This is a genomic window from Sphingosinicella sp. (genome assembly GCF_013911755.1).
Classification (GTDB): Bacteria; Pseudomonadota; Alphaproteobacteria; order Sphingomonadales; family Sphingomonadaceae; genus Sphingosinicella.
In genome coordinates this window covers 50,102-70,521 of record NZ_JACESP010000022.1, presented here as the reverse complement: position 1 = coordinate 70,521, position 20,420 = coordinate 50,102, and the positions used below count along the sequence as shown (strand labels likewise).

The following is a 20,420-nucleotide window of genomic DNA, read 5'->3' as shown; positions in this document are numbered from 1 at the left end:
ATCACGCCGTAGATGAAATCGATGCTGTCATCGTCAGAGGAGAGCGGCATCAGAATGCCGCGATACAACGTGTTGTTGCCGCGCTGCGATACGAACTCCGCCTCGAAGCCGATCGGCGCGCGATTGGCGATAATCTCGAAAAAATGGTCGGTGAGCCGCGAGACAAGCGAACGGCTCGGCACGTGGTCGAGCGCGATATCGGCACTCGAAAGTCCGCATTCTTCGCGCAGCAGCGTCCCGATGTAGCGCAGGCGCGGGTTCTCGCGGTCTTCAGTGAAATCGAGCAGGATCGAGTGCGGCCCGAAATCGTCGAGGCTCGCGGGATCGAGGTCGGTAACGCTCGGAAACTCGCGGCCACGCAGCAGCGACGCCCAGTAGTTATAGGCCCGCACATGCATACGCCGCTCGTCCTGGTCGGCGAAAATCGGCGGCGCCTCGAAATCCGGTTCGGAAAGATCGAGAAAGTCTTCGCTCATGTCGCTCATTTTCGAACCCAATCGCCCCGCTGTGCTGAACAGTGCGGACCATGCCCGCGAAGCGGTTGAATAATGGTTAACAGCCTGTTTCGCCGCCCTATCCACCGCATGGTCAAAGCCTCGTTAACAAATCTCCGCTAGCGTCCGCGCATCAGTTGATTCAGGGGTGCAGCGGGTGACACGGGCAATTCAGGACTGGGCGAAATCAGGCGGAGCCGGCGTGATCGTATCGGCACCGTCGACACCGCAGCTTAACGTGGCGGACCGGCGTCAGGCCGTTGATCCCGATGGGACACTTGTCGCGACGCTCGCCGAATTCTGGCCGCATGTGGAGCCGCAAATAGAAGCTTTCGTGCGCACCTATCTGGATCATTTTGCCCGGCTCGCACCCGGCCATGCACATTCGGACACCGAAGGCCGCAAGTTCGCCGAAGGCGTGGCTTATGCGCGCGAGAAATGGTGCGACCCTTTTGGTGCGGCATTCGGTGAACGGCTGGTCGCCGCCGCGCGCGCCATGGATCGACACGGCATTCCCTACCATGTCGTGCTGGCAAGCTATCAGGCGAGCGACGAGGCTGTGCTGAGGCACCTGACCGGCACACTCGCGGCCGACCCCGCCCAGCTTCTGCGCGCCACGACAGCCTTGATGCGCCTCGCCTCTTACGAAGCCAGCGTGCTGACTGCGGCGCTTCATGACATCGAGCGGGCGCGGATCGATACGCTGCTGCGCGAGCAGGCCAATCGCTTCCGGCAGGATATCGCCGCCGTCGTCGAGCGCGCCGGTGCGCAAAGCCGCGCGCTGCGCGAGCGGTCGCAGGCCGCAGCGCGGCGCTCGCGTGAAATGCTGGGCAGCGCTGCCGAGGTCTCGTCCGCTGCCGAGCAGTCCGCCGTTGCGATGCGTCAGGCCGCCGAGACCGCCGCGAGCCTCATTCGCGTCATCGAGGAAACCCGCCGCGATGTCGATGCCACCACCGGCATCGCCAATGAGGCGACCGCACAGGCCGACGCAGCCGCCGCCACCGTCTCCATGCTCGAAAGCCACGGGCAGGCAATCGAATCGATCGTCAGCCTGATCCGCGACATTGCGGGGCAGACCAACCTTCTCGCGCTAAACGCCACGATCGAAGCGGCACGTGCAGGCGAAAGCGGCCGCGGCTTTGCCGTCGTCGCCTCCGAAGTGAAATCGCTCGCCGGCCAGACCGCGCGCGCCACCGACGAGATCGCCGCCAAGATCGCCGCGATCCAGGAAGCGACGCGCAACACCGTGAACGCCAACGGCGCCATCCGGCGCACCGTGGACGGCGTCCGCGTCTCGGCCGACAGTATCCGCACCGCGATGGACGGTCAGGCCGCTACGGTCACCACGATCAGCGGCTCCGTCGATGAAACCGCGCTTTCCGCCGACGCCATGTCCCACGCCATCGCCCGCATCCGCCAGACGACCGAGGATATGGCCTCTGAAATGGACATGGTGGAAACCTCGTTCCGCAGCGTCGATGACGAGCTTGCCGCGCTCCAGCAGGCCGTGCACAGTTTCACCACCAGTCTCGCTGCATAGGCCGAAGTGCAGCTTGCGCTTGTCTTGCACCACGCGCACTGTTAAGGGGTCCGCCGTTTCCGGGATCAAGCCGCTTTAGCTCAGCCGGTAGAGCACATCATTCGTAATGATGGGGTCAGGTGTTCGAGTCACCTAAGCGGCACCATCCCCCCTTCCCAAAACGTTCTAAACCCTTGATTTTTGGCGGGCTACGAAGGAATCTCCTTCGTTCATTGGTCCGCCTTGAGAAAAATGGTCCATTTCTGAAGTTAGCCCCGGGGGAGGGCGAAGGAATGGAGAGTCGTATGAGAGGTCAACGATTCACGCCGGCGCAGATCATCGCGAAGTCGTGGGAGGTAGACGTCTTGTTGGCCGGGAATCGGCGGCGGTGGAGGCTTGCCAGCGGATCGACATCGCCGAGACATTGTATCGATCGCGGCCAACGAAGCTGGTGGTCGACCGCGCCCTGGCCAAAGCGATCCTGCAAGCGGCGTCGAAACTGATTTTTTTAGTCCCTCCCGTCGTGCAGTATAACTATCGAACGATCTGCCTTTCGGCGCGTTGGCGATCGATCTCGGCAACCCACTGGGCAGCCGTGACCGGCCCCGTCGCCTCGAAGTGAACGTGATCAGCCATTTGTTCGCGCACGTTTACGAAATAGAGCGCACCTGTGGGTAGGCCAAGTTCCTTGATTTTGGCCGCCATCGCAGCCTCCTCGCTGGGTGTCGGCTTAGGACGCGGAGGTTTGTAGAGTAAAACATCCCATCCTTCGCCTCCGGCATGGAGGAAGAGTTGCGTGGGCGGCTGCCCACCGGCGATATTGACCTTGTCCCATACGGCCATGCTACGGATGAACTCTTCGGTTTTTCCTGGCGCCAATCGGAACATCTCGAAGACAGGTGTAGTCATCTCGACTTTGACGTCAGCTGGTTTGGTTTGGGTGAAGGCAGGTGTGGCTAGCCCCAGCGCGGTTATTGCGATCGAAAGCCTGTAGTGCATATACGCCTCCCATTCCGTATTGCGCTAACGTGCTCGTGCCTGCTGGCTGCCGCAATGGATTAGGCGGGTCATTCGCACCCGCAAGCGGGTAAGGGTAATCCCGGCGAGATCATCTGGTAACGATTGAGCCGATGCGCTGAACGAATTGCGACGTACCTTGCAAAAGATTGTCTCCGACCAGCGCTGAGCCGATATATTTATACTTCACTTTCATTCGCGGCCTATTCGACACGGTGAGGCCCAAGCTTCGTAACTGCCAATGGCTGCCGCCCGACGCCTGGTCTGGTTGTGCACTGCAAATGCCAGACCGCTTGTTCACTTTAACGCGGGGATTATTCTTCGCCCTGCAGGATCAGGTTTCTGCCCACATGCGCCAGAGGTCACTCGTGTTGCGCGACAGCGTATCGAAGGCGGCGGTCTTCCCCATCTCGGCGAACATCGTCGCCCGGAGATTTTCCAGCTCGAACAGAATGCGCCGCTTGTCGGGCGCACGCACGAGGCATTGTATCCATCCGACCGCTACGTCGCGCCGGCCGGAGATGACCGTGTTCACCTGATGCAGCGTGTTGGCGGGGTAAAGGATGGCCGCGCCCGCGGGCAGCTTGAATGTCCGCGTTCCGGCGGGCTCGTCGATCGCCAGTTCGCCGCCCTCGTAGCCGGCGGGGTCCGAAAGAAAGAGCGTGAAGGCGAGGTCGATGCGCGTCTGCGGCGCATCGCCCATCAGCGCGTTGTCGACATGGAGACCGTAGCTCATCCCGGGCAGATAGCGGCTGAAGAGGATCGGGCGCATCGCGCGCGGCATCGCGGCCGTCGCGAAAAAACGATTGGCCGCCAGCGCTTCCGTAACCATGGCCTGCATGGCGGAATAGTCCGCGGAATCGCCGGCGACTTGCTGGTTTTCCTTCACCCCGGTGGCAGCCCAACCGGCGGTCTCGCGGCCGTCGATAAAGGTCTGCTGATCCATCATCCTGACAAGCCGATCGATCTGGTCGGTGCTCAGAATGTCCGAGATACAGATAATCAACGCGCGTTCCGTCCTACATGTCGGGCGCAGCACCCTTCTTGAGGGCGTGCGCCTTGCCGGAAACGGTGCCGTCCGGCTTCACGAGCGCCACGCTATCCATGACGAAGAACATTGTATAGCAGCCGCTGATCTGCGACTTGCCCGCCCATGCGACATCGACGCAGAGCTTGTCATTCTCGGCTTTCCAGGTGCCGGTAACCGGCTCGTTCAGCTGCGCGCTGCAGACGCCTTCATAGAGCAAGAAGCCGTCGCCGGGAATTTCCTTCTTCGGACACTTCTTCACGTCGACCGGATCGTAGCGAATGTTGTAGCCGCCGATCTTGCCGTCCGTGCTGTATTGGTGCGTGTAGTGATAGGGGATGACGAGAGAATTGCCGGAGACTGCCTTGGCGATCTGTTCGGTGGTGAGCGCCGGGAAGGAGAGGGTCGGCCAGACGCGGTGCGAACCAATGCCATTCTCGCCGCCTTCGCCTGCCATCATCAGCGATAGTGCCTTGTCGAAGCCCGTGGGATAGACGAACTCCGTGGGGGACGGGACGGTGGGCGCGTTCGGATCGGCTGCGGCTGCCGGGGTCGCAACTGCAGCCGCGGCCGTGACGCCCGCGGCGACTGACCATAGTTTCATAGTGAATGTCTGCATTGGTTGATGCCCTCCCTCTTTGAAACGATCAGGCTGGACATTCCTGGCGGGAATGTCCCGATTCTGCGCCGAGCAGAGGACACCACAAAGCACCGAAATGGACCAGCAACGGTGTTGGGTAAGTCGGTCTCGCTAAAGGGTAAAACGGATTGCGCCGCGCCATCGGCTCAGATCATCTCTATCGCCTGACCCGCGCGCCGATGGGCTCCGCGCATAACATCGGCGACCCGGCCGATCGAGGAGAGCGGTGGCTTCCGTCACCCCTGCGAGGCTCACGGTTGCGGCAGGGCTTCATGCACCATCGTTAGGAAGCTCGCATCCGTCGAAGCGCGGCGATGCTTGGAAAGCTTCTGGTATTCGGGATCGTTGTACCAACGCCGCGCGGCTTCCTCGCTTGGAAAGCGGAACATGACGAAACGGCCGCCGGGAGAGGTTCCTTCCAGCGTCACCGTGGCATCATCGTAGGTGATGAATCGGCCGCCATGCTTCTTGAGCAGCGGGAAGAAGCCCTTCGCATACCGGCTGTAGGTTTCCGCATCGCGGATCGTGAAAGCCGCGATCATCGTGACGGGCGTCTCGTTCATCGTGCTGCCTTCGCTCTTCACTTCCTGACAAAGGGAAGACTGGCCCAGACGAACAGGCTCGGCGCGGCCGCAAGCAGCACGGTGAGGCCCCATAAGGCCTCCTGCGATTGAACTGGTGCCCCTGCCTGGAAGCCGACCACCGCAAGCCCGAGGCCGGCAACGCCGGGCCCAAGCGCAAGTCCGAGTTTTTCGCTTGCTGTCCAGACCCCGGTGAAAAGCCCCGCACGATTGCCGCGCGCCTCTCCCGCTGCGTGCGTCAGATGCGCGACAAGTGCGAACGGCCCCACCTGAAGTCCCGCGAACGGAAAGCCGATCAGCGCATACAGCAGCAGGCTCGGCAGGACCGGGGCCGGCGGCACAGCAAGGAAGCCGAGCGTGGCGACGCCAAAGAAAAGCGCTGCTGCGGAGATGACCCAGCGCGCACCCATATGACGAACGACCCACGCCCAAACCGGTGTCGAGAGAATGGTCACGCTGAGCATGATCCCAAGCGCCGTGCCGACACTGTCTTCCGTGCGTCGGGCCACCTGAATGATCCAGTAGGGCGTAAGTGCGGAAACGATCCCGACACCCGTAAGCTGAAGAACATAAGCGGCTGCCAGCCTGCGAAAGGGACGTTCGGCGAGGAGGATCGATATCGCCTGACGCAAGCTCAATGCCTGCGCGGTTCTCGTGCCCGTTGCCGAGGGGGTGGCGAAAAAGGCTGCGAACATACCTGCGCAGCAGATCAGCGAGACCCAGATCGCCATGAAGACATAGCCGTCGCGGCCGCTGCCGCCGGCACGCACCAGCATTGGCGCAAGACCGGCGCCGATGAGCGTTCCGATCATCGCGCAGCCGATCCGCCATGCGCCAACACGCTCGCGCTCGGCCGCATCCTCGCTGATCTCGGCAGGAATCGAGATGAACGGCACGGCGAACAGTGAATAGGCATTCGTCAGCAGGAAATAGAGGAGGGCAACCCCGACAAATGCTGCGGTCCCCTGCGGATAGGGCCACGCGAACAAGGCGAAGAAGGTGAGCGGCACGCCGATGCTCCCGGCGAGCAGGAAGGGACGGCGGCGGCCAATCGCCGTTTGCGCGCGGTCCGACCAGAGGCCGACTGCCGGATCCCAGACCAGGGCCCACAGCTTCGGCAGCAACACCACCGTTGCCGCCAGCGCAGGCGCCATCTTCAGGCTTTCAGTGCAGAAATAGAGAAGGAGCACGGTCGGCACGGTCGCAAAGACCCCGGTGCCGAAAGCCCCGAGCGCATAACCCATAAGACGTGGATACGATAATCGCACCGGGGGCGCTCCCTCTCTCGGCCTCATCCTGCCGGTGATTGGCGGGACGCACATCTGTTCATGTCCGATCACGCATTCCCGTAAAGCGTGACAACGCACGCGCCGCCGATGCCGAGATTGTGTTGCAGCGCGATCCGCGCGCCCTTCACTTGCCGGGCACCAGCGTCACCGCGAAGCTGCCAGACGAGTTCGGCGCATTGGGCAAGGCCCGTCGCTCCGATCGGATGACCTTTAGACAGGAGGCCGCCCGAGGGATTGGTGACGTATTTGCCGCCGTAAGTGTTGTCCCCATCGGCGATGAACTTCTCGGCCGTACCCGGCGCGGTGAGGCCGAGGGCTTCGTAAGCCACCAGTTCGTTCGCGGTGAAGCAGTCGTGGAGTTCGACGACATCGATATCGGCGACATCGACACCGGACGCTTCATAAACGCTCCGCGCCGCCTTAGCCGCCATTTCATAGCCGACAAGGCTCATGCCGCTCTTCGCATCGAAAACGCCGGGCAAATCCGTCGTCATCGCCTGCGCCAGAATTTCCACCCCGGCAAGCCCGTGCTTCCTGGCGAAACGCTCCGAACAGACCACGGCCGCCGCTGCGCCCGTCGTCGGCGGACAGCATTGGTAGCGCGTGAGCGGCGCGTAGACCATCGGCGATTCCATCACCTGTTCGAGAGTGAGTTCATCCCGAAACACGGCATTGGGATTGCGATGCGCGTGGCGCCGCGCCTTGACCGCGATCTGCGCGAAGGCTTCCGGCTTCGTTCCGTACTTCGCCATGTGATCATGCGCGGCGGCCCCGAAGAGCGCCGCCGTCGGCACGCCCGAAACCTCATGGCCCTGCAGTGCCGTGACGGTTTCCAGAAACTTCTCCATCGCCGAGGGGCGATCGTTGAACACAGCGCCCAGAGCGCCGGGCACCATCTGTTCGAAACCCAGCGCAAGTATGCAATCGGCCACACCCGTCTCGACCGCCTGCCGTGCAAGATAGAGCGCAGTGGACCCGGTGGCGCAGGCGTTGTTCACATTGATGATCGGGATGCCGCTCAACGCCAGCTCATAGAGCGCCCGCTGACCGGAGCAGGTATCGCCGTACATGTAGCCGACGTAGGCCCGCTGAACGTCGCCATAGTCGAGGCCCGCATCCTTCAATACGGCCTGCGCCGCGCGCGCACCGATATCGTAATAAATCTCGCCCGCACTCGGCTTGCTGAACGGAGTCATCGCCACGCCGACGATTTGCGCATTTCCAGTCATAACAATTGCCTTTTCTTCAAACGAACCTGATTTCACAGCCCTTCGAGACGGGCGCGCAGTTCCTTTTTCGCGACCTTGTTCATCAGCGAGCGCGGCAGCGCGTCCGTCAGGATGACCTGGCGAGGCACTTTGAAATCTGCGAGCAAGGTCTCGCAGCGCGCGCGAACCCTCTCCTCAAGCCCTGTAGAGGCGGAACCGGAGGGGATAACGAACACCACTGGAACCTCGCCGAGGAAGTCGTGCGCCTTGCCCACGACCGCGGCTTCGGCCACTTCGTCCATGGCGACGATCACGCGTTCGATCTCGGAAGCCGCGACGTTCTCGCCGCCGACCTTCAGCATGTCCTTCGCGCGGTCTCCGAAAACGAGCTGGCCGTCGCTGCGTACCTTCACGATATCGCCGGTATCCATCCAGCCGTCCGCATCGAAGCAGCCGTCGGTCGCCTCGGGGTCGTTCAGATATTCGAGGAACAAGGAGATGCCCGGCACCCCGCGAATGAAGAGCCGCCCCGATGCGCCGTCGTCCGTCGGCTCGACGGAAACGCCCTCCTCGTCGCGAACGTCGATTTCATATTCGGGCGCCGGCACGCCCATCGCGCCCGGCGTACCCTGAAGATGCAGATAGGATTGTATGGGGTGGCTGACGGTTTCCGTCATCCCCCACCATCCCGCGATTTTCAGCCGGAATTTTTCCGCGAACGCGGGCACATCGGCAAGGCCGATCGCCCAGAAGCGGAAACAATGTTCGGGGGTTTCCACATCCTGAAGCGCAGTTGCGACAAAGGGGAACAGCGAGGCCCAGGTGCACCCATGCCGTGTGCTGATATCCCAGAAGCGGCGCCTCGAGAATTTCGGCGTCAGCACGACCGATCCTCCCGCCCACAGCGTCCCGAGAACCGAATAGCCGAGCGCATTAGTATGGAAGAGCGGCAGAACGATGATCCCGACGTCGGCTTCGCCGAGCTCGCAGTGCCGGGCATTGATCTGCGCGGCCCACAGCGCGTTGGCGTGCGTCCACACGACACCCTTGGGACGCGAGGTCGTCCCCGACGTGTATTGCACGCTGACCGGCGTCAGCGGATCGTGACAGGGTAGGAGAACGCCCGTTTCCGGCGCGTACAGATCTTCGAAGGGAAACGCACTGCTCCCCGCCTTGTCCAGCCCAATGCACGCGATCCATCCGAGCGTTCGCCCGCACGCCTCGACGAGCGGCAGGAGCGATTGCTGCGTCACGGCAAAGCGCGCGCGCGCGTGTTCGATGAAGTAGGACAGTTCATCGGCTGACGAGCGCGTGTTGGTCGTGACGGCAATTGCGCCGATCTTCGCACAGGCGAACCACGCGAACAGAAATTCCGGGCAATTGTCGAGGTGGATGAGTAGGGGATCGGACTTGCGCACGCCGCGCGCGATCAGGCTGCGCGCTACCGCATCGACGCGCTCGGCGAATTCCCCATATGTCCAGCGGACTGCGTCATCCTCGGGCGGTTGCCAGATCAGGAAGACCCGATCGCCGCGCTCGCGTGCCTGCATGTCGAGCAGCCAGCCGACATCCTTGCCAATATAAGGATGAAATTTCGACGGTTTCCGGGCAGTGCGCGCTACCATGACGGATCACCGTATCCATGAAGAGCGTGCATTCAGTTTCGCTCGGTCTTCGGCGCGCAGCCCCTCGCCTTGAGCGCGGGCACGAACACATCCCTGAAGACAACGCCGGTCTTGTCGCCGATCTGTTCGGAATTGATCTGGATCGACGCGGAAACACGGCAGTTCGGGAAATAGCCGACGTACGACTTGTAACCCATGAACCAGCCGCCGTGCGCGTAGAGCGGCCCGAATTCGGTATCGAACACATAAACGCCGAAGCCATACCGGCCCCTCTTGCCGGCTTCGACCGGCTTCGAAACCATCATGTGGGCGTATTCGGTGCCGAGGCGTGTGCGCCCTTCGAACACGTCCCACGCCCATTCGGCAAGATCGCCCGCGTTGGTGACAAGCCCGCCGCCGGTCCATTCCGACCGCGTGTTGATCCGGAACACGCCGTCGGCAAGCACCGTGCCCGCTTCACCAAGCAGCGGATTCGCGCCGGCAAGGTAACCCTGCGCAAGGCCGTTGAAGATGCGTCCGTCCGAAGGCCCGGTAAATGTCAGCCCGAGCGGATAAAGAAACCGCTCCTGAAGAAGCGTGTAATAGCTTTTCCTGCCGGCCTTCTCGATCACGAGGCCGAGCAGCAGGTATCCGAGGTCGGTATAGTGGAACCCTTCGCCCGGTTCGAACAGCGGCTTCGATCCATAGCCGAACGCGATCATTTCAGGCGGCGTGAATGCGAAGTCGGGTTCCTTTATCCGAGCCCTGGCGGCATCCCAGAAGCTGTCGAGATACACATGATCGACAAGCCCGGAAGAATGGTTGAGCAGCATCCTCACCGTTATTTTCCGGTAGTTCGGCAGGGCCGAATATTCGGACGTCTCGCCAAGCCAATTCGAAATGGGAGCATCGAGTTCAAGAACGCCGTCCTTCACAAGGCTGACAGCCACCGCCGCGGCGAACATCTTGCCGATGCTCCCCGACATCATCCGCGTTTCGGGGGACATCGCGCGACCGATCTCTTTGTCCGCGAATCCCGCCGAGAAGGAGACACGCTGCCCATCGTCCGTAACGATGGCCGCGGTCGCACCCGGAAGCGCGTGCTCGCTGATCGCCTTGTCCAGACGCGTCTGCACTTCGGCGACCGTGGCATCGTCGAGCGCCCGAGGCTCGGCAGCCGCGGCTGTCGAAATCAGCAAGGATAAGCCAAGAATTCTCGCAATCAGCACGTGTCTCTCCTGTCTGTACCGCTTCAGCCGAACTGACGCTTCAGCGCCGCGAAGCAGCGCGCCGCCGCTTCGCCGAGCGCGTCGATCTCCGCCTCGGTCATTGCCGTCGAAAGGATGAAGGCTGAAAACGGCGTGGAGATGATGCCCTCGTCGAGAAGCGCGCTATGCAGGTACCGCTGCATCGCCGTCTGCCGGTCGCTCCGGGGCAGGTCACGGAAACGGTCTGAATCCCGTCCGCCGAAAAAGATGCTGAGAAGCGAACCGTCCGCGCGGACGAAGCCGTCCAGCTTTTCCTCGGCAAGCCCCGCCGTCAGCACCGCCTTGGCGCGCGCGCCAAGCGCATCCAGACGTGCATATGCCGGGGGAGGGAGCAGCTCCAGCGTCTTGAGGCCAGCCGTCATCGTGATCGGATTGGCATTGTAGGTGCCGCCGTGATGGATCTTTACGTGCGGCATACGCACATCGAAAACGGACATCACCTCAGCGCTGCCGGCAACCGCGCCCACAGGGAAGCCGCCGCCGATGATCTTGCCGAGTGCGGTCAGGTCAGGACGGATGCCGGACTGACCCTGCGCGCCGTTGTAGCCGAGCCGGAAGCTCAGAACCTCGTCGAAGATGAGGACGATGCCGTAGGCGTCGCAGAGCGCCCGCAGGCGCGCCAGATATTCGGGGCGCCCCCGGATCAGCCCCGCACGCGAGACGACCGGATCGATCACGATGCAGGCCAGCCGGTCCCTGCTCGCCTCGATCAGCGCCTCGGTCGCATCGAGATCGTTGTAGGGAATGACGATCACGTCTTCATTCACATAGTCCGGAATGCCCTCCGTCGCGCTCACCGCGCTCGGGGCGTCGGCACTCCCCCATGTATCCGGGGTGGAATTGACGCTGACTTCGGCGAAATCGTAGGCGCCGTGATAGGCGCCTTCCGCCTTGGCGATCGCGCTGCGGCCCGTAAAGGCCCGCGCGGCCCGGATCGCCATCATCACGGCTTCCGTGCCGGAGTTCGTGAAGACGACCCTATCGACCGAAGCGAGGCGATGACACAGCTCACGCGCAAGCGCGATCTCGCTCTCGGTCGGCATCGAGACTGCCGTCAGGCGATCCAGCTGCGCCTTCACCGCGGCGTTCACGGCCGGGTGATTGTGGCCATGAATGAGCGAAGACATGTTGTTGACGAAATCGACGCGCTCCACGCCGTCGACATCGGTGACCCTGCACCCTTTGGCCGAAGCCGCGTATAGCGGGTAGGGCGCATAGAAGATCGTCGCCCGGCTCGACCCGCCCGGCATGACGTCGATCGCTTCGCGATACAAGTGTTCGGACCTCGGCGATCGAGGCAATACCGCTACTTTGGACACCTGATTACAACCTCTGGGCAATGGACAGGAAAGTGAGGCGCTCCCGCCCCCCGAAGCGGGAGCGCCGACAGCTTCACCAGCTGTATTCGAGCTGCACGCCGAAACGCCGCGGCGCGCTCAGGATATACATCCCGTTCGTGCGCTGGGAGAGCTTGACGCGGTCGTCGAAAGCATTGTCGAGGTATCCGGTAATCCGCCAAGCATCCGCTTCCAGACCCAGCCGAAAATTGACGAGATCCGCGTGCTCGAGGCGCAGCACATTGTCGGGGCGTTCGTAGCCGCCGGATTTCGACGAATACGAAGCCTGCGTGAAGAGCTTCAGCGCTTCGGAAACGGGCGCGCGGTAGGTCGCGACCGTGCTGTACGACCATTTCGCGGTCTGCGGCACAAGGTTTCCATCCACGTTCACGCCGCTGATGATCTGCGCACCGTCGAACTTGGCATTCAGGTAGCCGAGCGCGCCGTACAGCTCGAGGCCCTTGACCGGCTTCGCGAGGAAATCGAATTCCACACCCTTGGTGATCGTCTTGCCACCGTTCGCGACGATCGAGACGCCGAGAAACTGGAAGATCGGAGCCGGGTCGGCAACGAGAATTGCCGCGTCCTTGCGCTTCGTCACGAAGGCGGACAGATTGACCTGCAGCAGATCATCCAGCCAAAGCCCCTTGTAGCCCAGCTCGTAGGTCAGCGATTTTTCCGGATCGAACGGAATGTCTTCCGCCCGGCTCGCCTCGTTGTTGAAGCCGCCTGCCTTGAAGCCCGTCGCGATGCGGGCATAGATGTTGTTCTTGTCGTTCGGGCGATAAGAGAGCGTTCCCTGCGGCGAGAAATTGTTCCAACTCTTCTTTACGTAGCGCTCCATGAACCAAGGTGCACCCTGCAGCTGGAAACCCGGAAAGAAGATCGGTGCTCCGACACCAATGTCGGCGCCGGTTCCGAAGAACGGTATCGCGCTCGGCGTCTCCACGAAGAAATCGTAGGTCTTGCGCTCGTTCGTGTAGCGCGCGGAGCCGGTGAGATCGATCTTGTCCGACACGTGCCACGTCGCTTCGACGAAACCCGCCCACGACCGCGTATCGGTGGTCGCCGAGGTGATCGGCGAAAGCGTGCCGAGATTGATGAAGTTCGGCGGCAGCGCCGGAGGATTGTCCGGCACCATGCCGATGGGAAGGTTGAGGATGCGATAGAAGTCGCTAGATTCGTTTATGTAATTCAGCCCGACAACATAATCGAAATTCTCGCCCCGGTCCGATACGTATCGCGCTTCGACGAACCAGTTGTCCTGTTCGCTCTGGCGAACGGCACCGCCGGTCCCAACGAACGGTGCGAAGCCGGTACGCGAATCGACGTCCATGGACCGGAAGCTGACGATGTTGGTGAATGTGCCCTCACCGACGCGCCAGTTGAGTGTCTGGTAGAGATGGAGGACATCGCGCTTGACGCCGTGCTCGCTGGAATAGACGAGCGCACCTTCATCCTCGCCGGGAGGCGTCGTGGCAGAACTGAGGATGATCGCCGCCGGCTGATCGGCATCGAGCCATTCGGCCGTCCACGTCACGTCGATATCGTCATTGACGAGCAGCTTGGCCTGCCCGCGCAGCCCCGCCGAACGAACGGCATCGAGCTGATCGCCCGTCACCGATGAGACGGCCTTGCCGCCGTCCTGATCGATAAGGAAGCCGTTGATCCGGACGAGGAACTTGTCCGCTATGATCGGCACGTTGATCGTGCCGCGATACTCCTGCCGATCGAAATTCGCCGCCGTGAATGCGAAGCGCCCCTCGGTGCGGTTCACCGGCTGATTGGTGATGACGTTGATCGCGCCGCCAATGGCGTTCCGCCCGTAAAGACCGCCCTGCGGACCCTTTAGAATTTCGAGCCGTTCCAGATCCGTGAACTCGTCGAGGCCGACGACTGAAGAGCCGATGTAGACACCATCCTTGTAGAGCCCGTACCCCGGCTCTTCCACATCGGTCAGCCGCACGACGCCGCGAATGGCGATGCTGCCCGTGAAGGAATCATTCTGGAAATCGTCGAAATCGACATTCGCCGCATACTGGAGCGCATCCTCAAGACTGTTGACGCGCAGGTCTTCGAGAAACTTTTCGGAGAACGCCGTGATGGACATTGGCACCTCGATCAGCGTTTCCTCACGCTTGCGGGCCGTCACGATCAGCACATCGTCCTGATTGGCCACTGCTTCTGCGGCATGTGCCGATACGGCAGGCATACCGAGTATGCTCGTCGCCAGCAGTGCCCCGCACACACTCATTTTCAGTTTCGGCATAAGTCATACCCCCTTTTTGCTGCAATCTCTGCGGATCGCGTACCGATATCAAACGAATCAAGTTTATCCTTGGTTTCAAGTTTATACTTGATTATTTTCATCGTTCAAAGAGATGATTTTTATCAATAATTACAGTAATTTAGAAAAATATAGCCACCCCACGAGCGAGGACGAACCTGAAGAATGATGCGTTTCCTGGCCGAAAGGACGGGCCCCGCACCCGGCTCGCCCATTTTGATTTTGGCGGTACGTTGCGTATTGAGGCAGACGCCGGAACGGCACCCCCGGCGATCAGGACCTTTGAGGTAGAACAGGCGACTATGGAAAACCGGGCACGATGACGGCGACGACGCCCCTTCCTCAACGCAAACGGCGCAAGAACGCACGCAAGACGAGCCCTGAACCGCCGAGCACGGAGCGCGGCAAGATCGCGCGCGAGAAGTTCAAGAAGGCAACCGCGAAGCTCCTTGAAAGCAAGAGCTATCGCGAACTCACGCTTGCGGACATCGTTCGCACCGCAAAATTCAACATCGCGACGTTCTATTACTATTTCAAAGACAAGCAGAGCATCGTGCGGGAGGTCATTCAGGATCTCTTCCCCCACGATTCCCTCGTCGCCGAATACCGCAGTAACAGCATCGCGCTGGACGAGCTCTTCGGGATCATCTTCGAAACCACCAAGGGCCAGACCATGGCCTATTCGCAGCACCCCGGCCTCATGCGCAGCATCGCGCAGCTCGCGGACGACGAGCCGGAGCTTGCGGAGATTCTCTACAAGCGCGACCAGATGTGGACGGAGCTGATTGCCGAAGACATTCTGCTGCGCTTTTCCGCGAACGCCATGAAACCCGAATTCGCCCGGGCCCTTGCGGAGTTGCTGAACGGCAACGTGAAATCGTTCCTCACCGATATGTACGTTATAAGGAAGCCGTCCCTCACGCAGACCTTCAAGTCCGAAGACGAAGTCGCCAGGTTTCTGGCAATTTTCTGGTGGCGCGCGCTGTTCCTCAGCAACCCGCAGCCGTCGGATCTGGGGCCGTTCGACGAATTCAGCCGCCTGATGCAAACCACGCTTGAATAGCCCCTGGCCAATAAGCATGGGCCGCAGGGTGTGACATGGCGAACGCGCGCGGTATCGTCGACGCTGAAAGGGGAATATCCGCATGACGATCGCCAGGCTGAATGTGCTCACCTGTGCCGGTATGCTGCTGCTGGCAACGGCAATGCCCGCCGCGGCACGCGCGGATCGCTTCGTGTTCGAAACGTCGATCCCTGAATTGCAGGGGGCGATGGGCGAGGGCAAGGTCACGTCCCGCCAACTCGTCGAGGCGTATCTCGCGCGCATCGCTGCATACGATCAGCGCGGCCCCCGGCTGAACGCGGTTATAGCGCTCAACCCGCTAGCGCTCGAAGACGCTGCCCGCATGGATCGTGAGCGCGCCGAAAAAGGCCCGCGCGGTCCGCTTCACGGTATCCCCGTTCTCATCAAGGACAATTTCGCCGTCGCGGGGCTTCCCACCTCCGATGGCACGCTGGCGCTAGCGACTTACACCGCCACGACCGACGCCTTTCAGGTGCGCCGCCTGCGCGCGGCCGGCGCGATCATTCTCGGCAAGACAACGATGCACGAACTCGCCATGAGCGTGATCACCGTCTCCTCGCTCAGCGGCGAAACCCGCAATCCTTATGATCCCCGCCGCACGCCCGGCGGGTCAAGCGGCGGCACGGGGGCAAGCATCGGCGCGAGTTTCGCGGCGGCTGGCATGGGGAGCGATACCTGCGGATCGATCCGCATACCGGCCGCCTATCAAAGCCTGTTCGGGATGCGCGGCACGTCCGGCCTTTCGAGCCGATCGGGCGTTGTCCCCCTCTCCTCGACGCAGGACGAGGCCGGGCCGCTTGCGCGCACGGTCACCGATCTTGCGATCATGCTCGATGCCACCGTCGGCGCGGACCCGGACGATCCCGTCACGAAGGCGATGACGGAAAGGCCCGCCCCCGCCTATCGGGAGGGCCTTCGCCCCGGCGGACTGAAGGGCGCGCGCATCGGGGTCCTGCGGGCCCTGATGACACCCGAAATGATGGATGCGGCGATGCGCGACAAGACGCTCGCGGCGCTTGAAGCCATGAAGGCGGAAGGCGCCGAGATCGTCGATGTCACGATTCCCGATCTCGATCCCACGATAAAGGCCGCGAGCGTGATCGCGCACGAGTTCACACGCGATTTCGCCGCCTATCTCGCGCGCTATCCGGGCGCACCGATCACCTCGGCGACCGACATCGCAGGCAAGGGCCTCGTTCACGAGGCCGTGGATGCGCGGCTGAAACAGCGCGCCGCGGTCGGCGCGCACGATGCAAAAGCCTATGCCGAAGCCCTCGCCAAACGGGCGGTTGCCCGGCGCACGATCCTGGACGCGATGGCGACGGCAGGCGTCGATGTCCTTGCCTACCCCACCGCCTTGCAGCCGCCTCCGCTTCGGGGTGCCGAGATGTTCGGCGCGGGCACTTGCATGATAAGCGCCGTCACCGGCCTCCCGGCTCTCTCGATGCCGCTCGGGCTCAGTATCAACGCGCTGCCTGTGGGGATCGACCTGCTGGGCAGGCCGTTTGAGGAAGCAAAACTGCTGCATCTCGCTTATGGCTGGGAACAGGCTGCGCACCCCCGCACGCCGCCGTTCAGCACGCCGCCGCTCACAAATGGAAAGGCGCCCGCACCGTCGCATTTCAAGGTGCGAACCTCGAGCGAGGGCCCGCGCGCCGAGGTTGCCTTCATCTTCGATCCGCTGAACGCAACGCTGCGCTACGACGCCCGCCTCGATCGTCTTGGAAACGACAATCCTGTCGCGCTCACGTTGCAGCGTTCCGAAGACGGAAAGCCTGGCGCCATCATCACCAATCTGCTGCGGCCCGGCCAGCGGAAGGCGAAGGGCGTTCTGCAACTCGATACCCGCGCCCGTGCCGACATCGCCGCCGGGCGCCTTTACCTCAGGCTGTTCACGCACGCGCATCCGCTCGGCCGGGAAGAAGCGCCGATACCGCCGCAGCGGTGATCGCGATCAGGGCGTCCGCGTGAACTCCACCGCCCAGGCCCGGCTGTCGCCGTACGTGAGCCCACTCACTGCCCCGGACGCATCACGCACGAAGCGAATAGTCGCATATTTGCTGGTGAACACATCCGTGAACGCCGGCTTCAGCGGCTGCGCGGCAAGGCCGGGCCGTCCCGTTGTGGCAATGGACAGTCCGCCGTCCGGTGCTGCGCGAACCACCATGCAGAATGGATTGTCAGCGCCGCAATACTGACCCGCGAAGGGTGCGGGATCGACCGCCTCAACTGGCTCCATACGCCGATAGCGCAGTTTTTCTCCATTGGCCTCGACGACGAGATCATCGCCGCGCCCGAACACGAAATCCGTGCCGGACAGGCTCCACCGGCCCGGCGCGACCGGATCGAGCGCCGTACCATCGATGCGCAGACCGCCATCGGCGTTCGCGACAATCGAGATCGGTGCTCCGGTGACCTCGCTCACATAGAGACCGGCGGGCAGCTTGCCCGAAGGCGTATGGACAGGCATCGGCGCCAGACCGGAGAGATAGTGATCGGCAACGCTCTGCCCGATCGCGACGGGATCTGCATCCCCCGCATTGCACAGGAGCGCGACGGAGAGGCGCTGCGCCGGGTAGCGCGCGAGCCACGCCCGGTACCCCCCTGTCGAGCCCGAATGGGCAACCTCATCGATCCCCCGGTGCTTCGTGACACGCAGCCCCGAGGCGTAAACGATCCGCGTGCCGTCGGTAAGAACGCCGACGCGCTCCATCGCGGCGCGGAAGCCCGTCCCCAGCCGATCGGCATCCAGCGCGGCATTCCATGCGAGCAGGTCCTTCACCGTCGTCAGCAGACCGCCATTGCCGTGCGCGTCCTCGATCGGCTGATCGATCACATAGGTGTCGCCTTCGCGCGCATAGGCCGTGGCCCGGCCCGGAACCAGCGTCCGGTAGCGTTCGCGCCACTGCGTGCTCGTCATCCCCAGCGGATCGAAGATGCGCGCCTTGGTGAAGGCCGCAAAACTCTGGCCGCTCACGCGCGCCACGATGATGGCGGCAAGATTGAAGTTGGTGTTTGAATAGCTGTAGTGGGCGCCGGGCGCGTAGTTCAGGCGCTTCTGGCGCGCGGCAATGGCCAGCACGTCATCGTTGTTGGCGCTTCGGCTGTTGCGCGGCCAGCCTTCCATGGCGCTGATCGATCCCCAGTCCCGCAGGCCGCTGGTGTGCTGGATAAGGTGCCCGGTCGTGATCGGCGTGCCGTAATCGGGCATCTCGGGCAGGTATGTGCGGATATCGTCGGAAAGCGCCAGCTTGCCGTCCCGCGCCAGCAGAACGATCGCCGCTGCCGTGAACTGCTTGGAGACCGAGCCGGCTTCGTAGATGCTCCCCGGCTGCGCGCGAACGCGCTCCTCGATATCGCCCATGCCATAGGCGCGCTCCAGCACGGTCTTGCCGTCCTTCTCGACGCCGACCGCACATCCCGGAACGCTCTCGCCCGTGTAGCGCGCGAAGATGGTGTCGATCCCGTCGCTGGCCTGTGCCGGAAGGGCTGCTACCGAAATCGAAAGTACGGATATAATTGTTTTCACTCGGCTATTCCTCCGCGAATGGCCCGGCCGGGGCGGGCGGACGCGATCAGCTTGCCCTCCCGGATAACGAAGGTGCCCCCCACAAGAACATGGTGCATTCCCTTCGCGGGTTCAGCCGGTTTTTCATAGGTCGCGGCGGCACCCACCGTCGCGGGATCGAAGACGACGATGTCGGCGTCCATGCCCACACCGATCCGCCCCTTGCGCTTCATGCCGGGCGCAGCAGGCTCCAGAAGCTGCGCGGGAAGCAGCGTCGAACGCCGGATCGCATCGGCAAGGCGCAGGAGTTCCCGCTCGCGGACGTATTCGCCGAGCACCTTCGTAAAGGTCGCTGCCGAACGGGGATGACCGGCAACGGCAGCCGGCAGCGGCCACACCGCTTCGGTCACGATCCGATCCTTCATGGAGTAACGAACCGCGTCACTTGCGATGATCCCGTCTTCAAGAACGAGCGCCTGCTCGATCAACTGGCGTTCCGCTTCGATCGTCTCGTTCAGATAATGCACGATCACCCGTTCATCCGGCTTTGCCTTGCGCAGCTCCGCAAGACGCTGGGCCGTCGCGGGCCGCTCACCGTTAGCGATGACTTCGATGTTCTCCGGCCCGATGTCGAGCAGGGGCAGGTTTTCCGGCGCAAGAAACGGAGCGCCGATCGAAGTCGAGCCCGCGCCCCAGGGATAGGCCTCGCTCGTCACGGGAATGCCGTAGGCGCGCGCCTGGGCGATCATGCCAGTAAGGCGCGGAATGTCGCGCAGGCCGGAGCTGTTGATATGGCAGAGATGCATGTGCGCGCCCGTCGTCGCCGCGGTAGCGATCACTTCTCCGAAGGCTTCGAGCGCACTGTCCGGATCACGCCCGTTCTTCGTGCGGACATGGGTGAATACCGGCACGCCGCGTTTCGCGGCGAGCGCCGCCACGTCCCAGTATTCGGTCCGGTTTGTGCGGGTGGAATAGCCGACCGGCGTTCCGACGCCGAGGCCTCCGGCATCGAGCCCATCCGATACCCGCGCCAGAATTGTTTCGATCTCCGCATCCGTCGCAAGATCCTGGGCACGGTCTCCCATCACCTCCTGCCGGATGCCCGACCATGCGACGGAATAGCCGTAATTGATCGGCCGCCCCTGCTGGGAAGCCGCCCGATAGACGTCGGCGACCGGCCATGCGCCGGTTTCAAGTTCGAGCGCGGTCGTCACGCCGTCGAAGGCTTGCAGCCAGCCGTTCGGAATGGTCATGCCGTGCGAATGCACATCGATGAAGCCGGGTGCCACGACAAGCCCGCCCGCATCGATCATGATGCGGCCCGAAAGCCTATCCGTCGAAACAGCGGCAATGCGGCCATCGGCAATCGCCACGTTCCGAACCGCATCGAGACCGCTCTCGGGATCGATGACCCGTCCGCCGCGGATAACGACATCGTAGGCAGGGTTTTCCGTCGCCGATGGCGCAATTGGGGACCCGGCCACGACCATCGAAAGGATCACACCCAAGGCCCGCAGCCGGTGAATGCCTATGCCTGCGCTCACAGCCGCCCCATTT

The 20,420-nt window shown here is 62.6% G+C and carries 16 protein-coding genes and 1 tRNA gene; 4 read left to right on the top strand and 13 right to left on the bottom strand.

What is annotated here, in order from left to right; genetic code table 11:
- Positions 1-476, bottom strand: a 476-nt coding sequence (locus tag H2052_RS14485; RefSeq protein ID WP_293783027.1) for a PAS domain-containing protein, incomplete at its 3' end; no start/stop codon positions are given.
- Between the two features lie 175 nt (positions 477-651).
- On the opposite strand from H2052_RS14485, the gene H2052_RS14480 reads away from it, so the two are divergent.
- Together H2052_RS14480 and H2052_RS14475 are read left to right on the top strand one after the other, a co-directional pair.
- Entirely contained in the window at positions 652-2,034 is a 1,383-nt protein-coding gene (locus H2052_RS14480) for a methyl-accepting chemotaxis protein (RefSeq protein ID WP_293783024.1), read from the top strand.
- Between the two features lie 69 nt (positions 2,035-2,103).
- Positions 2,104-2,179 (top strand) — tRNA-Thr (locus H2052_RS14475).
- Positions 2,180-2,547: 368 nt separating this feature from the next.
- Here the strand turns inward: H2052_RS14475 and H2052_RS14470 are convergent.
- The 10 genes from H2052_RS14470 to H2052_RS14425 all read right to left on the bottom strand — a co-directional run bounded on the left by H2052_RS14470 (position 2,548) and on the right by H2052_RS14425 (position 14,253).
- Positions 2,548-3,012 (bottom strand): hypothetical protein, encoded by a 465-nt coding sequence (locus H2052_RS14470; protein ID WP_293783021.1) that lies wholly within the window; start codon positions 3,010-3,012, stop codon positions 2,548-2,550.
- Positions 3,013-3,364: 352 nt separating this feature from the next.
- A complete protein-coding gene (locus H2052_RS14465) occupies positions 3,365-4,069 on the bottom strand; it encodes a Fe2+-dependent dioxygenase (RefSeq protein ID WP_293783018.1) in 705 nt (234 codons plus the stop codon).
- The gene (locus H2052_RS14460; protein ID WP_293783015.1) at positions 4,050-4,676 is read right to left on the bottom strand and encodes a hypothetical protein; all 627 of its coding nucleotides are present in this window, start codon (positions 4,674-4,676) and stop codon (positions 4,050-4,052) included. The genes H2052_RS14465 and H2052_RS14460 overlap by 20 nt, the downstream gene beginning before the upstream one ends.
- A 272-nt stretch (positions 4,677-4,948) precedes the next feature.
- Positions 4,949-5,260 carry a DUF1330 domain-containing protein gene (locus tag H2052_RS14455; protein WP_293783012.1) on the bottom strand — a complete coding sequence of 104 codons (312 nt, stop codon included), beginning with the start codon at positions 5,258-5,260 and terminating at the stop codon, positions 4,949-4,951.
- A gap of 17 nt (positions 5,261-5,277) precedes the next feature.
- On the bottom strand, positions 5,278-6,546 hold the full coding sequence (locus tag H2052_RS14450) for an MFS transporter (RefSeq protein WP_293783010.1): 1,269 nt from the start codon (positions 6,544-6,546) through the stop codon (positions 5,278-5,280).
- Positions 6,547-6,614: 68 nt separating this feature from the next.
- Positions 6,615-7,796 carry a lipid-transfer protein gene (locus H2052_RS14445; protein ID WP_293783007.1) on the bottom strand — a complete coding sequence of 394 codons (1,182 nt, stop codon included), beginning with the start codon at positions 7,794-7,796 and terminating at the stop codon, positions 6,615-6,617.
- A 32-nt stretch (positions 7,797-7,828) separates the two neighbouring features.
- Positions 7,829-9,400, bottom strand: coding sequence for an AMP-binding protein (locus tag H2052_RS14440; protein WP_293783004.1), 1,572 nt, complete (start codon positions 9,398-9,400; stop codon positions 7,829-7,831).
- 32 nt (positions 9,401-9,432) lie between these two features.
- The gene (locus H2052_RS14435; RefSeq protein WP_293783002.1) at positions 9,433-10,608 is read right to left on the bottom strand and encodes a serine hydrolase domain-containing protein; all 1,176 of its coding nucleotides are present in this window, start codon (positions 10,606-10,608) and stop codon (positions 9,433-9,435) included.
- Positions 10,609-10,631: 23 nt separating this feature from the next.
- Positions 10,632-11,921, bottom strand: a complete 1,290-nt coding sequence (locus tag H2052_RS14430; protein ID WP_293783000.1) for an aspartate aminotransferase family protein — start codon at positions 11,919-11,921, stop codon at positions 10,632-10,634.
- A 118-nt stretch (positions 11,922-12,039) separates the two neighbouring features.
- Positions 12,040-14,253: a TonB-dependent receptor gene (locus H2052_RS14425; RefSeq protein WP_293782998.1), complete on the bottom strand. Its 2,214-nt coding sequence runs from the start codon at positions 14,251-14,253 to the stop codon at positions 12,040-12,042.
- A gap of 337 nt (positions 14,254-14,590) precedes the next feature.
- Here H2052_RS14425 and H2052_RS14420 point away from each other — a divergent pair, with 337 nt between their 5' ends.
- Positions 14,591-15,334 carry a TetR/AcrR family transcriptional regulator gene (locus tag H2052_RS14420; protein ID WP_293782995.1) on the top strand — a complete coding sequence of 248 codons (744 nt, stop codon included), beginning with the start codon at positions 14,591-14,593 and terminating at the stop codon, positions 15,332-15,334.
- An 82-nt stretch (positions 15,335-15,416) separates the two neighbouring features.
- On the top strand, positions 15,417-17,303 hold the full coding sequence (locus tag H2052_RS14415; RefSeq protein WP_293782992.1) for an amidase family protein: 1,887 nt from the start codon (positions 15,417-15,419) through the stop codon (positions 17,301-17,303).
- Between the two features lie 6 nt (positions 17,304-17,309).
- Here H2052_RS14415 and H2052_RS14410 read toward each other — a convergent pair whose 3' ends face one another.
- On the bottom strand, positions 17,310-18,884 hold the full coding sequence (locus H2052_RS14410) for a serine hydrolase domain-containing protein (RefSeq protein WP_293782989.1): 1,575 nt from the start codon (positions 18,882-18,884) through the stop codon (positions 17,310-17,312).
- On the bottom strand, positions 18,881-20,407 hold the full coding sequence (locus H2052_RS14405; RefSeq protein WP_293782986.1) for an amidohydrolase family protein: 1,527 nt from the start codon (positions 20,405-20,407) through the stop codon (positions 18,881-18,883). The genes H2052_RS14410 and H2052_RS14405 overlap by 4 nt, the downstream gene beginning before the upstream one ends.
- Positions 20,408-20,420: the final 13 nt, after the last annotated feature.